Source organism: Aeromonas sp. R1-1 (genome assembly GCF_040908495.1).
Classification (GTDB): Bacteria; Pseudomonadota; Gammaproteobacteria; order Enterobacterales; family Aeromonadaceae; genus Aeromonas; species Aeromonas veronii.
The window spans coordinates 14,404-27,957 of sequence record NZ_JBFODV010000050.1; the positions used below are offsets into that span (position 1 = coordinate 14,404).

A 13,554-nucleotide genomic window follows, 5' to 3' on the forward strand; every position below is an offset into this window, starting at 1 on the left:
GCCATGTCATCCCAGATCCCCGCCCAGTCCAGCCTGATTGTCAGGCAGCTGGGTCGCCGCCCCTACCAGCCGGTATGGGACGCCATGAAAGCCTTCACCGACAACCGCACCAGCGATACCCCGGACGAGTTCTGGGTGGTCGAGCACGATCCCGTCTACACCCAGGGTCAGGCCGGCAAGGCCGAACACCTGCTCAATCCGGGCAATATCCCGGTGGTGCAGAGCGATCGCGGCGGTCAGGTGACCTATCACGGCCCGGGCCAGCTGGTGCTCTACGTACTGGTGGATGTCCGCCGCTGCAAATTCTCGGTTCGCGAGCTGGTGACCGCGCTGGAGACAGCCATCATCAATACCCTCGCCAAAAGCGATATCCAGGCTTATGCCAAGGCCGATGCCCCCGGGGTCTATGTGAAAAATGACCTTGGCATGGAGGCAAAACTGGCCTCGCTGGGTCTGCGCATCCGCAAGGGGTGCTCATTCCACGGGCTGGCCCTCAACATCAACATGGACATGACCCCCTTCCTGCACATCAATCCGTGCGGCTATGCGGGCATGGCCATGACCCAGACCAGCGCCCTGGGCGGCCCGCAAAGCGTGGCCGAGGCGCAATCCATTCTGGTGGCCGAACTGGCCCGCCTGATTGGCTACCAAACAATAACAAACACCGAGAGTGAATCATGAGCAAACCCGTTCGTATGGAGCCGGGCGTCAAGCTGCGCGATGGCGACAAGATGGCCCTGATCCCGGTGAAATTCATGCCGGATCCCAACGAAGAACTCCTTCGCAAGCCGGACTGGATGCGGATCAAGCTGCCCCCCTCCAGCCAGAAGATCGAACACATCAAGAGCACCTTGCGCAAGAACAAGCTGCACTCGGTCTGTGAAGAGGCCTCCTGCCCCAACCTGGCGGAGTGCTTCAACCACGGCACCGCCACCTTTATGATAATGGGCGCCATCTGCACCCGTCGCTGCCCCTTCTGCGACGTGGCCCACGGCCGCCCGCTGGCACTCGATCCGGAAGAGCCGAAGAAGCTGGCGCTGACCATCAAGGAGATGAACCTAAAGTATGTGGTGATCACCTCGGTGGACCGCGACGATCTGCGCGACGGCGGTGCCCAGCACTTCGCCGACTGCATTCGCGAGATCCGCGAGCACAGCCCGCAGACCCGCATCGAGATCCTGACCCCGGACTTCCGTGGCCGGATGGAGCAAGCGCTGGAGGTGTTCCGCGAGACCCCGCCGGACGTCTTCAACCACAACCTGGAAACCGCGCCGCGCATGTATCGCGTCGCCCGCCCGGGTGCCGACTACAAGTGGTCGCTGGAGCTGCTGCGCCGCATCAAGGAGATGCACCCCCACGTGCCGACCAAATCCGGTCTGATGATGGGCCTTGGCGAGACCAACGAAGAGATCGTCGAGGTACTCAAGGATCTGCGCGCTCACGGCGTCAATATGCTGACCCTGGGTCAGTATCTGCAGCCGAGCCGCCACCACCTGCCGGTCAAGCGCTACGTGCCGCCCGCAGAGTTTGACGAGCTGAAAGATGTCGCCATGGAGCTGGGCTTTACTCACGCCGCCTGTGGTCCTTTCGTTCGCTCCTCCTACCATGCTGATCTGCAAGCCAAGGGCGAAGAGGTCAAATGATCTCGCACGACAGAGAGGCCAAATAACCGCCTCCATCTCAATTAAAAAGAGCGCCCATTGGCGCTCTTTTTATTGGTATCACTGACCGTTGCAGCTGGATGTACTCATCAGCCGTGGTCGAAGATCCCCTGCTGATGCCAGCGTTGCAACTGGGCCAGCACCCGGGTCTCTCGCGCCGTCCACTGGGGACAGGGTCCCGCCAGCTGGGTCTTGTTGGTCTGCAGCGCTTCGTCGAGAGCAAACCAGCCGGGCACGAAGCCAAGGCGGATCTCGTAGGGCTGTGGCTGCGGGGCCACCAGCTGATCGCCAATCCGGCACAAGTAGTAGAGCGAGCGGATGCAGTAGGCATCGAACCCCGGCTCGCGGGCGGCGCGATATTCACGGGTCTCGCCAAGCAGGCCCCCCACTTCCCGCAGCTCGGCACCGCACTCCTCCAGCAGCTCGCGGGCCAGCGCCACATGGTGGCTCTCCCCCGCTTCAATGCCGCCCCCGGGGAACATCAGATCGCCGTTGACCAGGGAGTGAACGAGCAACAGCTCGTCGCCACGGGGCACCACGGCACGCACCGTGAGGCGCTCCAGGGTGCGGCCATCGGTACGTACCTCGCCATGAACGAAAGAGAGATCGAACGGATTGGGCCAGCAGCTGGCCGGAGAAAACGTCGTCATCACTGCCTCAGGGCCGATAGTTGCCATGCTGTAGCTGCTCGACAATTTCGGCAGCCCGCACATCGTAGCCATCCTGCTCGGTCTTGCTCAGGGTGTGGTAGATGCCAAAACGCTTGGCAGAGACCTCGGGGCTATCCTGAAACGACTCGCTCACCTTGCCCCACAGATAGGCCAGCCCATACTGTTTCTGGCCCATATAGAGGGTGCTGAGGGAGGTGAGCAGGCGGCTGTTCACCTTGTCCCCTTCCTGATAGAGGGAGAGGCCGTGCTGCAGGGTGGCAATGGCCTTTTCCGGGTCGCTCTTGGCGTAGATACCGCCGAGCGCCAGTTGAAGCTCGGGTTCATCCAGCGCCTTGGTGCCTTCCAGCGCCATAAACTGCTGACGAGCCAGCTCGCTGGTGTTGTTGGTCCAGTGCCAGAGCAGCAGGTAGGGATCTTGTGAATTGCGAGTCGCCGCATCGAGCTGGGCCAACTGATCCCCGGCCGCCAGCATACCCTCGACCCGTGGACTCTTCTGCTCGCGGGCATTCTTGTATTCAATGCTGGTGGAGCGCTCGGCACATTTGAGATAGCGCTCAAGGTTGCGCATCAGCTCATACTTGCGCCGATCCGTCCCCTCCTCCTTGAGATAGAAGCGACTGCGGATCACATCGGTACGCTCGTAGCGACACCAGCCATCGTCCACCAGATCCTGACAGAGCTCGGGATGATTGCCACAGATGTTGTGGAGCCGGTCGTCATTGCAGCCAGCCACGGCAAGGCCGACTGAAAGCATGATGAAGGTCTGTCGCAGGGGGAAATTGGCCATGGTTCACATCTTGTTGGTAACGCGGGTTGGTAACAACTGGCGCCTTTACGGGCCACCTCCGGCTAGCAAACCGGTTACATATCCATTACAATGCGCGCGCCATATAAGGCCGCGATTGCAGAATAATATAACGAAATATACACCCCTACACTGATCTGCATTCGACGAATTTTCTATTTACACCAACAACGTGAAATAAAGGATCTGGTCAATGACCCACGAGCACTACTTGCAAGCGTGGCAGGAGAGCCAGGAGCTCGCCGAAGCCATGCAGCCCTTGATTGGTCGCCTCTACCGACAACAAGGGGTCGAGATCACCCTCTACGGCCGCCCGCTGCAAAACGCCTCCACCATCGATATCCTCAAGGCCCACCGGGTCGTCCGCCGCCACCAGGGCGCTCCCCTCCCCATCCAGCAAAGCTTCCCCCTGCTTCAGGCCATCGTTGCCCTCAAACCCACCGCCGCCGAGGTTGACCTTGGCAAGCTGGCAGTCGGCTACTGGCAGGATCATCAGGATGAGGCGGGGATCGAGGACTATCTGCAAGCGCGACTGGCACCAGCCCTTGGCCGCAGCCAGATGCCGCAGCCGACCGACGTGGTGCTCTACGGCTTTGGTCGTATCGGCCGCCTGCTGGCCCGCCTGCTGATCGAGCGCACCGGCGCTGCCAATCCGCTGCGTCTGCGCGCCATCGTGGTACGCGGTGGTCGCGACGGGGATCTGGAAAAACGCGCCAGCCTGCTGCGCCGCGACTCGGTGCACGGCCCCTTCAATGGCTCCATCGAAGTGGATGTGGAGCGCAGCGCCATCATTGCCAACGGCACCTTCATTCAGGTGATCTACGCCAATAGCCCGGCCGACATCGACTACACAGCCTACGGCATTCACGATGCGCTGATCGTCGACAACACCGGCGTCTGGCGTGACGAGGCAGGCCTCTCCGAGCACCTGAAAGCGCGCGGTGCCGGCAAGGTGCTACTGACCGCCCCCGGCAAGGGGGAGATGAAGAACGTGGTGTTCGGGGTCAACCATGAGGTGATAGGCCCGGGTGACAGAATCATCTCCGCCGCCTCCTGCACCACCAATGCCATCACCCCGGTGCTCAAGGTAATGCAGGAGCGGTTCGGCATCCGCCACGGTCACGTGGAGACGGTCCACTCCTACACCAACGATCAGAACCTCATCGACAACTATCACAAAGGCGAGCGCCGCGGTCGCAGCGCAGCTCTCAATATGGTGATGACCAGCACCGGTGCCGCCAAGGCGGTGGCCAAGGCGCTGCCCGAACTCAAGGGCAAGCTGACCGGCAACGCCATCCGGGTGCCGACCCCCAATGTGTCGCTGGCGATTATCAATCTGTCGCTGGAGCAGGCCACCGATCGGGAGAGCCTCAACGCCTATCTGCAGCAGATGGCGCTAAGCTCGGCCCTCCATCGCCAGATCGACTTCAGCGCCAGTACCGAGCTGGTCTCCTCCGACATGGTAGGTTCCCGTTATGCGGGCATCGTCGACTCCCAGGCGACCATCGCCGAGGGGGATCACTGTGTGCTCTACGTATGGTATGACAACGAGTTCGGGTACAGTTGTCAGGTAGTGCGGGTGATGGAACAGATGGCTGGCGTTGTCCGCCAGGATCTACCGGCATAGCCCGATAGGGTCTACCTGCATGGCCCGCCAGGATCTGCCGGGCTGACCCCGAAGTTTATGGCTCAATAGTTCAAGGAGAGGTCGAATGTCGTTTCAACAGGGTGAGTTTTTGCAAGCAATCAGGCAGATGCCACAAGAGGTGTACGAGCGGCTCAAGACCGCAGTCGAGCTGGGCAAGTGGCCCGATGGCAAGCCCCTGACCGACGAGCAGAAGGCCACCTCCCTGCAAGCCGTGATGGCCTGGCAGGCGATGCACCTCGACAATCCCGAGCACATGAACATAGGTCGTGACGGCGAGATTGTGATGAAGAGCAAGAGCGAGCTCAAGCGTCAGTATCGCGATGAGGAAGAGATAGTCCGGGTCGACCTCAACCACTGAGCCTGACTCGGCAGGCCGCTCGCAGCGGCCACAACAGAGAGGGGAGCCATGATGGCTCCCCTCTTTTTTCCTATCGATGCCGGGTGACTCATCCCCTCATCCCCAACCCTTCTCCCACTAGGGGGAGAAGGGAGCAGGCTCGCACCTGCGCACAGTGAACGGGCCACCTGCCCACGCTCTTCATCGCAAGCCTCGCGGCCAACCGCACCTCGCTCTATCCCCTCTCCCGCCGGGAGAGGGTTAGGGTGAGGGCCGCATCGCTTAGGGAGTCAGCTCCCCGCGCAGGGACTGCTGCATCAGCTCGCGAATCCGGTGGGAGGGCAAGTCCTGACTCAACAGGAAGTGGAGCTTGGTGAGCGCCGCTTCGGCGGTCATGTCAAAGCCCGAGATCACCCCGGCCCGCGACAGGGCGTTGCCGGTGGCATAGCCACCCATGTTGACCTTGCCGTGCAGGCACTGGCTCAGGTTGACGATGATGACGCCGCGGGCCGATGCCTCGGAAAGCAGCGCCAGCATGGCCGGGTTCTGCGGCGCATTGCCAACCCCGAACGACAGCAGGATCAGCGCCTTCACCGGCTGTTGCAGGATATTGGCGATCACCTCGCTGGAGATCCCCGGATAGAGGGTCACCACGCCGATGGGCTGGGGGGTGATATCGTGCAGCACCAGCGGCCGCGCAGAGGGCACGCCCAGCTCACCCGCTTCCAGCGAGATGGCGATCCCGGCGTTGAGCAGCGGCGGATAGTTGGGGGAGTCGAAGGCGTGGAAGCCGTCGGCGTGCACCTTCTTGCTACGGTTGCCGCGATAGAGCTGATTGTTGAAGAACAGCGTCACCTCGTGGATCGGGTAGTTGGCCGCGATGTAGAGGGCGTTGAGCAGATTCTGCTGGCCGTCGGAGCGCAGCTCGGCCAGCGGGATCTGGGAACCGGTGATGATGACCGGCTTGTGCAGATCTTCCAGCATGAAAGAGAGCGCCGAGGCGGTGAACGACATGGTGTCGGTGCCATGCAGGATCACGAAGCCATCGTATTTCTCGTAGTTGTCGCGAATGTCTTCGGCGATGCGCTGCCAATCCGCCGGGGTCATGTCGGAGGAGTCGATGAGGGGCGCATATTCGTGGATATGGTAATCCGGCATCTCGGGGCGGTGGAACTCGGGCATCCGCGCCAGACAGTCTTCCATAAAGCCCGCCATCGGCACGTAGCCGTGATCGGAACGCTGCATCCCAATGGTGCCGCCTGTGTAGGCAATGTAGATAGACTTCTTCACACCCTCTCCTCTTGATGAAGTGAACACCGCCGGAATATGAACCATGTCGGGGTGAACCACAATGTCAACGCCCGCCAGCGCCTCTGCGTGCAGCGGAAACCGGCGAATTATAGAGACTGGCGCCCCAAATGACAGCCGTTCCATGCACCCTTTTCGGCTTTTCTGCCCTCTACCTACATAGTGTTAAATATCACAATAAACCACTAAAACGAGCATTAATACGACAAAGATGGAATTAAACGATGCTTTTTGCTACAATCCGCCGGATTTTACTAAAATCTCATCTGGATGCCTGAGCATTTCAGGCCCGCACAAGCCCCATCTTTCCTGGGGCGGGGAGATGTTTCCCCTTCTTTGCTGGCACATAAGCCACACTGTTTTCATCCCGGCTGAATCTGTAAGTCTTTTGCTATGAAAGACACAGCCAATCAACATGGGAGTACTGAATGTTACAACTTGATTCCTACGCAACGCTGGTCGCTGCCACTCTGGTATTGCTGCTTGGCCGGGTGTTGGTTACCCGAGTCGGGCTGCTGCGTACCTTCAACATCCCCAAACCGGTAGCCGGCGGCCTGGTGGTCGCGCTGGTACTGCTGCTGCTGCGCTCCACCCTGCAGATGGAGCTGCAATTTGATACCAGCCTGCAAACCCCGCTGATGCTGGCCTTCTTCGCCTCCATCGGTCTCTCCGCCGATCTCGCCAGCCTGAAACGCGGCGGCAAGGCGGTGGTTACCTTCCTGATGGTGGTCACCGGCCTGCTGCTGGTGCAAAACAGTCTGGGTGTCGGTCTGGCGACCCTGCTCGGTCTGGATCCCCACATGGGGCTGCTGGCAGGCTCCATCACTCTCTCCGGCGGCCACGGCACCGGGGCGGCCTGGAGCGCAACCTTCTCCGAGAAGTACGGCGTGCAATCCGCCGCTGAGCTCGCCATCGCCTGTGCCACTTTTGGTCTGGTGCTGGGCGGCCTGATCGGTGGCCCGGTCGCCCGCTATCTGGTGAAGAAAGTGCAGGTGCCCGGTGAGGAGCACAATCAGGATGAGGCCCCCCAGGGCTTCGAAATGCCGGATATGGAGCGCCCCCTCACCACTTTCAGCGTCATCGAGACGCTGGCGCTGATCGCCATCAGCCTCAAGGGCGGCGAGCTGCTCTCTGCTTCCCTCAAAGGGGGCGCCTTCGAGCTGCCGATCTTTGTCTGCGTGCTGTTTGTCGGCGTGCTGCTGCGCAACGTCCTGACCCTGCTGAACTGGCATGAGGTGAGCGATCGCGAGGTCTCCCTGCTGGGCAACGTCAGCCTGTCGCTGTTCCTCGCCATGGCACTGATGAGCCTGAAATTGTGGGATCTGGCCAGCCTGGCGCTGCCCATCTTCATTCTGCTGGCCGCCCAGACCGTGGCGATGGCGCTCTACGCCATCTTCGTCACCTTCCGGGTGATGGGTAAAAATTACGATGCGGCCGTACTGGCAGCAGGTCACTGCGGCTTTGGCCTCGGGGCCACCCCGACCGCGATTGCCAACATGCAGGCCATCACCCAGCGCTTCGGTCCCTCCCACCTGGCGTTTCTGGTAGTGCCCATGGTGGGGGCCTTCTTTATCGACATCATCAACGCCATGGTGATCAAGCTGTTTATGGCGATGCCATTCCTGTAATTCCCTTTCCGTCAGACGTATATGATCAGAGCCCACCTTTCGGTGGGCTCTTTGTTTGTTCTCTACTCGCCAGCTGACGCAGGCAGAACCGGGGCTCGTATCCGCCATCAAGGTGACCCGCGAGCAACCCGGACTACCCGGAATCCCCACATCCCGCACTCCACCGAACAACAAAAAGCCCCGCACTCGACAGAGGGCGGGGCTTGTTTATGTCAGCCGGAACAGGCCGTGAGTTGCACCTTACAGGATAAAGGTCGACACCTGCTGGTTAAGGTCTGCAGCACGCCCTTTGAGGCTGTGGGCCTGATCCAGATCGCGCATGGCGGCGGCGGTGATCTCGTCACTCACATCCTTGATGGCGGTGGTGTTCTGGGTGATCTCGCCGGTCACCTGGGTCTGCTCCTCGGCGGCAGTGGCGATCTGACCCGCCATGTCGGAGATGAGGGAGATGGCGCTGGTGATCTCTTCCAGTGCGCGTACCGCCTGATCCGCATCCTGCACGCTGTTGTCCGCCAGCCCCTGACTGGTCTGCATCAGGCTCACCGCGCGGGCAGTGGTCTGTTGCAGGGTCTCGATGGTGGACTGGATCTGCTGGGTGGAGTCCTGAGTACGGCGCGACAGCACACGCACCTCGTCAGCCACCACCGCAAAACCACGCCCCTGCTCACCGGCACGGGCCGCTTCGATGGCCGCGTTCAGTGCCAGCAGGTTGGTCTGCTCGGCAATCCCCTGAATGGTGGAGAGAATGCTGGTGATCGCCTGCGCGTGACGGCTCAGCTCGCCGATCACCTCGGTCGCCTGCCCCACCTCTTCGGCCAGACCATTGATGGACTGGCGGGTCTTGTTGACCAGCATCTTGCCCTGCTCACTGCTCTGGGCAGATTGCTGGGCAGCGGCGGCGGTGTTCTCGGCGTTACCGGCGATCTCCATGGTGGCGCTCGCCATCTCGGTGACCGCAGTGGCGACCATGGTCACCTCCTGCTGCTGACGCTGCAGCTCGTCCACCGCGGCCTGGTTGGTCACCAGACTGCGCTCGGCATCGGCGTTCAGCTCGTTGGCCAGCTGGCGGATATTGCCGATCAGCTGATGCTGACTGCCGACGAAACGGTTGAAGCTGTTGGCCAGTTGGCCCACTTCGTCGTTGGCGTCGATCTTGATGCGCTGGGTCAGATCGCCGTTACCATCGGCAATGCGGGCCAGCGCCTGGGAGACCTTGGTGAGCGGGCCAAGCAGCATGCTGACCAGCCAGGAGATAGCGAGGATGCTGCCCACCAGCACCAGTAGCGCCATCCCCAGCTGGGTCATCAGCAGGGAGGAGAGCGGCGCTTCCAGCGCGGCCTTGTCCAGCACCAGCACAAGTTCCCAATCCGTGTCGGGGATATCAGCCGCCCACAGCAGCTTGTCGCGACCTTCGTTGTCGAAGTAGGCCGGCACCAGCTCCTTGCTCGACTTGCTCTGCTCGATCAGCGCGTTGGTCAGATCGTTGTCGATCTCGCTGGCCGGTTTCATCGCCTTGGCAGCATCCTTGTAGGCGATGATGGTGCCATCCTTGTGCATCATGATGGCGAAACCGTCGGCAGGCAGCTGCATCTTGGTCACGTCTTCCACTAGCGAGGCGATGGAGAGGTCACCACCGACTACCCCGCCAGCAACCGGCTGGGCCAGGGTCACCACCATGATGTTGTAAGCCACATCGAGATAGGGTTTGGTGACAATCAGGCCACCTTTGCTCATCGCCTCCTGATACCAGCCGCGGGAGCGCGGGTCATAGCCATCGCGGTTGATGGAGGGATCGGAGTCATTCATCTTGCCACTGCTCTCACCGAAATAGGTGAGCTGGAAACGGCCGGAAACTTGTGCCTGTTGCAAGGCATTGAGGGGTTCGGCACCGGCTTTGTTGCCGAGCGCCTGGATCACGTCGCGACGGGCGGCGAGCCAGTCGCTGACACGCTCGGCCTGCTGGGTACCCAGCCGTTGCAACTGCTCCTGGCTGCCTTGCAGCAACAGGGATTTCTGGCTGCTATAGCTCTGCCAGGAGAGCAACAAAATCACCAACGAAAGGGCGATCACCACTGACAACAGTATCTTCTGCTTGAGTGACAGGTTTTTCATCATGTGTTCTTCTTATTGAGGTGAGGAGCGGGTTTTTCCCTAAATTGCACAACACTACACGTAGTCATTAGCGACCCGAATGGCCAAAACTGAACCTGAAAATGGGTCTGCGGGCGATATTTTCTACCGAGGTGGAGAAAAGTGCACCAGAAATTGACGGCATGAGCCGCACAAACCAAGGCAACCCTGTTTATTCCTTCCACAATTGGCTAGAATATCCCGTTTTTAAATCACATCGACCCTGAGAGTTTTCACGATGTTCGAAGTTAATCCCGTATTAAATAAACTTAAGGAGCTGTCTGAGCGGACCGAGCTTCTTAGGGGGTACCTTTGACTATGACGCCAAGAAAGAGCGTCTAGAAGAGGTCAACGCCGAGCTGGAACAGCCGGACGTATGGAATGAACCCGAGCGCGCACAGGCGCTGGGCAAAGAGCGCGTTGCGCTGGAAAACGTGGTCGGCACCATCGACACCCTGACCCAGGGCGTGGATGACGTCGAGATGCTGGTGAGCCTGGCCGTGGAAGGAGAAGACGAAGAGACCTTCAACGAAGCCATCGCCGAATCCGAACAGCTGGAAGCCAAGCTGGTGGATCTCGAGTTCCGCCGCATGTTCTCCGGTCAGCACGACGGCTCCGACTGCTATATCGACATCCAGTCCGGCTCCGGTGGTACCGAAGCGCAGGATTGGGCCAACATGGTACTGCGCATGTACCTGCGCTGGGGCGATGCCCACGGCTACAAGCCCGAGCTGATTGAATGCTCCGAAGGCGACGTGGCTGGCATCAAATCCGCCACCATCAAGTTCACCGGCGAATATGCATTCGGCTGGCTGCGTACCGAAACCGGCGTTCACCGTCTGGTTCGCAAGTCCCCGTTCGATTCCGGTGGCCGCCGTCACACCTCCTTCTGTTCTGTGTTCGTCTACCCCGAGATCGATGACGATATCGATATCGAGATCAACCCGGCGGATCTGCGGATCGACGTCTACCGTGCCTCCGGTGCCGGTGGTCAGCACGTTAACCGAACCGAATCCGCGGTGCGTATTACCCACGTTCCGACCGGTGTCGTGGTACAGTGCCAGAACGACCGTTCCCAGCACAAAAACAAAGACCAGTGTATGAAGCAGCTGAAAGCCAAGCTCTACGAGCTGGAAATTCAGAAGCAGAACGCTGAGAAACAAGCCCTGGAAGAGACCAAGTCTGATATCGGTTGGGGCAGCCAGATCCGTTCCTATGTGCTGGATGACTCCCGTATCAAGGATCTGCGCACCGGCGTCGAAACCCGTAATACCCAATCGGTGCTCGACGGTGACTTGGACAAGTTTATCGAAGCCAGCCTGAAATCAGGTCTGTAAACAAGCAGGAATCACCATGTCTGAACAAACCATCACTCCGGAAGTCGACCAAACTCTCGAACTCAACAACGAGATGACCGAGCGTCGTTCCAAGCTGGCCGCCCTGCGCGCCCAGGGTAATCCTTTCCCCAACGACTTCCGTCGCGACAGCCTCTCTGGCGATCTGCACGCAGAGTTCGACGACAAAAGCGCCGAGGAGCTGACGAGCCTGGGTAAACGGGTGAAGATTGCCGGTCGCATCATGACCCGCCGGATCATGGGCAAGGCTTCTTTCGCCACCCTGCAGGACATGGCCGGCAAGATCCAGGTCTACGTCACCCGTGACGACCTGCCGGAAGGTTTCTACAACGAGCAGTTCAAGAAGTGGGATCTGGGCGACATCGTGGGTGTCGAAGGTACCCTGTTCAAGACCCAGACCGGTGAGCTCTCCGTTCACGTTTCCGATATCCGCCTGCTGACCAAGGCGCTGCGTCCGCTGCCCGAGAAGCACAAAGGCCTGACCGACCAGGAAGCTCGCTGCCGCCAGCGCTACCTGGATCTGATCGCCAACGAAGAGTCCCGCAAGACCTTCATGATCCGCACCCAGGTGGTTGCCGGTATCCGCAAGTTCTTCAACGAAAAGCGCTTCATGGAAGTGGAAACCCCGATGATGCAAGTCATCCCGGGTGGTGCCTCCGCGCGTCCGTTCGTCACTCACCACAATGCGCTGGACATCGACATGTACCTGCGTATCGCTCCGGAGCTCTACCTGAAGCGTCTGGTGGTCGGTGGTTTCGAGCGTGTCTACGAGATCAACCGCAACTTCCGTAACGAAGGTATCTCGGTTCGTCACAACCCCGAGTTCACCATGATCGAGTTCTACATGGCCTACGCCGACTACATCGATCTGATGGACCTGACCGAAGAGCTGCTGCGCACCCTGGCGCAGGACATTCTGGGCGACACCAAGATCCGTTACGCCAAAGAGGGCGAAGAGGGCCTGACCATCGATTTCGGTCAGCCGTTCCAGCGCCTCACCATGGTCGAGTCCATCCTGAAGTTCAACCCGGATGTAACTCTGGACGATCTGGCTACCCTCGAGAGCGCCAAGGCCGTTGCCAAGCGTCTGCACATCGAGCTGATGAAGGGTTGGGAGCTGGGCCACGTGATCACCGCGATCTTCGAAGAGACCGTGGAGCACATGCTGCTGCAACCGACCTTCATCACCGAGTACCCGGCTGCCGTATCTCCGCTGGCCCGCCGCAACGACGTGAACCCGGATGTAACCGACCGCTTCGAATTCTTCATCGGTGGCCGCGAGCTGGCCAACGGCTTCTCCGAGCTGAACGATGCAGAAGACCAGGCCAAGCGCTTCCAGGATCAGGTTGATCAGAAAGAAGCTGGCGACGACGAAGCCATGTTCTACGACGCCGACTTCGTCACCGCGCTGGAACACGGCCTGCCGCCGACTGCCGGTCAGGGTATCGGTATCGACCGTCTGGTCATGCTGTTCACCAACAGCCACACCATCCGTGACGTCATTCTGTTCCCGGCCCTGCGTCCGCAGAAGTAAGGCCCACAGAAGCCAGCTAAATCCCTTGGGTCAATCCCGAGCGTGATAGCCAATAAACACGCCCCGCAACTGCGGGGCGTTTTTCTATCTCCTTTACCGCCAAATCACTTTATAAATTCAATAATGGAATAAAGAAGATATTTTTATTCTTTGTTGTTAGCCAACACGCCCTTTAATCTGGCCAAAAATCAGACCATGGAAGACGCGTGTGATGCAATTGAAGGATTCCCCATTCAACCTCTCCCCTCTCTCTGACGAGCAGCAACGTCAGCTGGGTCAGGTACTCTCGACCCTCAATACCCAGCAACTGGCCTGGGTGAGCGGATATCTCTACGGCCTCTCCCAGACCGGTCACCAAAGCGTTGCAGCCAGCGCTGCCGTGGCTGCGCCCAGCAGCAACCTGACCATTCTCTACGGCTCCCAGACCGGCAACGCCAAAGGTGTCGCCAGTGCCATCAAGGCGCAGGCAGAGGCCCG

The 13,554-nt window shown here is 60.0% G+C and carries 11 protein-coding genes and 1 pseudogene; 8 read left to right on the top strand and 4 right to left on the bottom strand.

Annotated elements, in window-relative coordinates:
* The first annotated feature begins 3 nt into the window (after positions 1 to 3).
* Complete coding sequence (gene lipB, locus AB5Y92_RS02610) at positions 4 to 681, top strand: lipoyl(octanoyl) transferase LipB (protein ID WP_040066806.1); 678 nt, start codon at positions 4 to 6, stop codon at positions 679 to 681.
* The gene (lipA, locus tag AB5Y92_RS02615; RefSeq protein ID WP_005335190.1) at positions 678 to 1,643 is read left to right on the top strand and encodes a lipoyl synthase; all 966 of its coding nucleotides are present in this window, start codon (positions 678 to 680) and stop codon (positions 1,641 to 1,643) included. Before lipB ends, lipA begins: the two co-directional genes overlap by 4 nt.
* A 107-nt stretch (positions 1,644 to 1,750) precedes the next feature.
* Here lipA and AB5Y92_RS02620 read toward each other — a convergent pair whose 3' ends face one another.
* Positions 1,751 to 2,311 (bottom strand): NUDIX domain-containing protein, encoded by a 561-nt coding sequence (locus AB5Y92_RS02620; RefSeq protein WP_368225445.1) that lies wholly within the window; start codon positions 2,309 to 2,311, stop codon positions 1,751 to 1,753.
* A 7-nt stretch (positions 2,312 to 2,318) separates the two neighbouring features.
* Positions 2,319 to 3,119 carry a DUF2989 domain-containing protein gene (locus AB5Y92_RS02625; RefSeq protein ID WP_368225446.1) on the bottom strand — a complete coding sequence of 267 codons (801 nt, stop codon included), beginning with the start codon at positions 3,117 to 3,119 and terminating at the stop codon, positions 2,319 to 2,321.
* A 211-nt stretch (positions 3,120 to 3,330) separates the two neighbouring features.
* Between AB5Y92_RS02625 and AB5Y92_RS02630 the strand changes: the two genes are divergently transcribed.
* Together AB5Y92_RS02630 and AB5Y92_RS02635 are read left to right on the top strand one after the other, a co-directional pair.
* Positions 3,331 to 4,764, top strand: a complete 1,434-nt coding sequence (locus AB5Y92_RS02630; RefSeq protein WP_064335641.1) for a glyceraldehyde-3-phosphate dehydrogenase — start codon at positions 3,331 to 3,333, stop codon at positions 4,762 to 4,764.
* Positions 4,765 to 4,849: 85 nt separating this feature from the next.
* Positions 4,850 to 5,143 (top strand): YeaC family protein, encoded by a 294-nt coding sequence (locus tag AB5Y92_RS02635; protein ID WP_042061025.1) that lies wholly within the window; start codon positions 4,850 to 4,852, stop codon positions 5,141 to 5,143.
* Between the two features lie 261 nt (positions 5,144 to 5,404).
* On the opposite strand, the gene ansA is transcribed toward AB5Y92_RS02635, so the two are convergent.
* On the bottom strand, positions 5,405 to 6,412 hold the full coding sequence (gene ansA / locus AB5Y92_RS02640; RefSeq protein ID WP_042054747.1) for an asparaginase: 1,008 nt from the start codon (positions 6,410 to 6,412) through the stop codon (positions 5,405 to 5,407).
* Positions 6,413 to 6,858: 446 nt separating this feature from the next.
* On the opposite strand from ansA, the gene gltS reads away from it, so the two are divergent.
* Positions 6,859 to 8,058, top strand: a complete 1,200-nt coding sequence (gene gltS, locus AB5Y92_RS02645; protein WP_005348115.1) for a sodium/glutamate symporter — start codon at positions 6,859 to 6,861, stop codon at positions 8,056 to 8,058.
* Between the two features lie 240 nt (positions 8,059 to 8,298).
* Here gltS and AB5Y92_RS02650 read toward each other — a convergent pair whose 3' ends face one another.
* Positions 8,299 to 10,170 (bottom strand): methyl-accepting chemotaxis protein, encoded by a 1,872-nt coding sequence (locus AB5Y92_RS02650; protein WP_100647207.1) that lies wholly within the window; start codon positions 10,168 to 10,170, stop codon positions 8,299 to 8,301.
* A 256-nt stretch (positions 10,171 to 10,426) separates the two neighbouring features.
* Here AB5Y92_RS02650 and prfB point away from each other — a divergent pair.
* The 3 genes and pseudogenes from prfB to AB5Y92_RS02665 all read left to right on the top strand — a co-directional run.
* Positions 10,427 to 11,525, top strand: a protein-coding gene (prfB, locus tag AB5Y92_RS02655; protein ID WP_100645262.1) for a peptide chain release factor 2 whose coding sequence is annotated in 2 segments (ribosomal slippage) — positions 10,427 to 10,501 and positions 10,503 to 11,525 — 1,098 coding nt in all. Because the reading frame shifts where the segments join, the coding sequence is not laid out codon by codon here.
* Between the two features lie 16 nt (positions 11,526 to 11,541).
* Complete coding sequence (gene lysS / locus AB5Y92_RS02660; RefSeq protein ID WP_005335201.1) at positions 11,542 to 13,077, top strand: lysine--tRNA ligase; 1,536 nt, start codon at positions 11,542 to 11,544, stop codon at positions 13,075 to 13,077.
* 211 nt (positions 13,078 to 13,288) lie between these two features.
* Positions 13,289 to 13,554, top strand: a pseudogene (locus tag AB5Y92_RS02665) (sulfite reductase [NADPH] flavoprotein alpha-component); the annotation flags it as partial.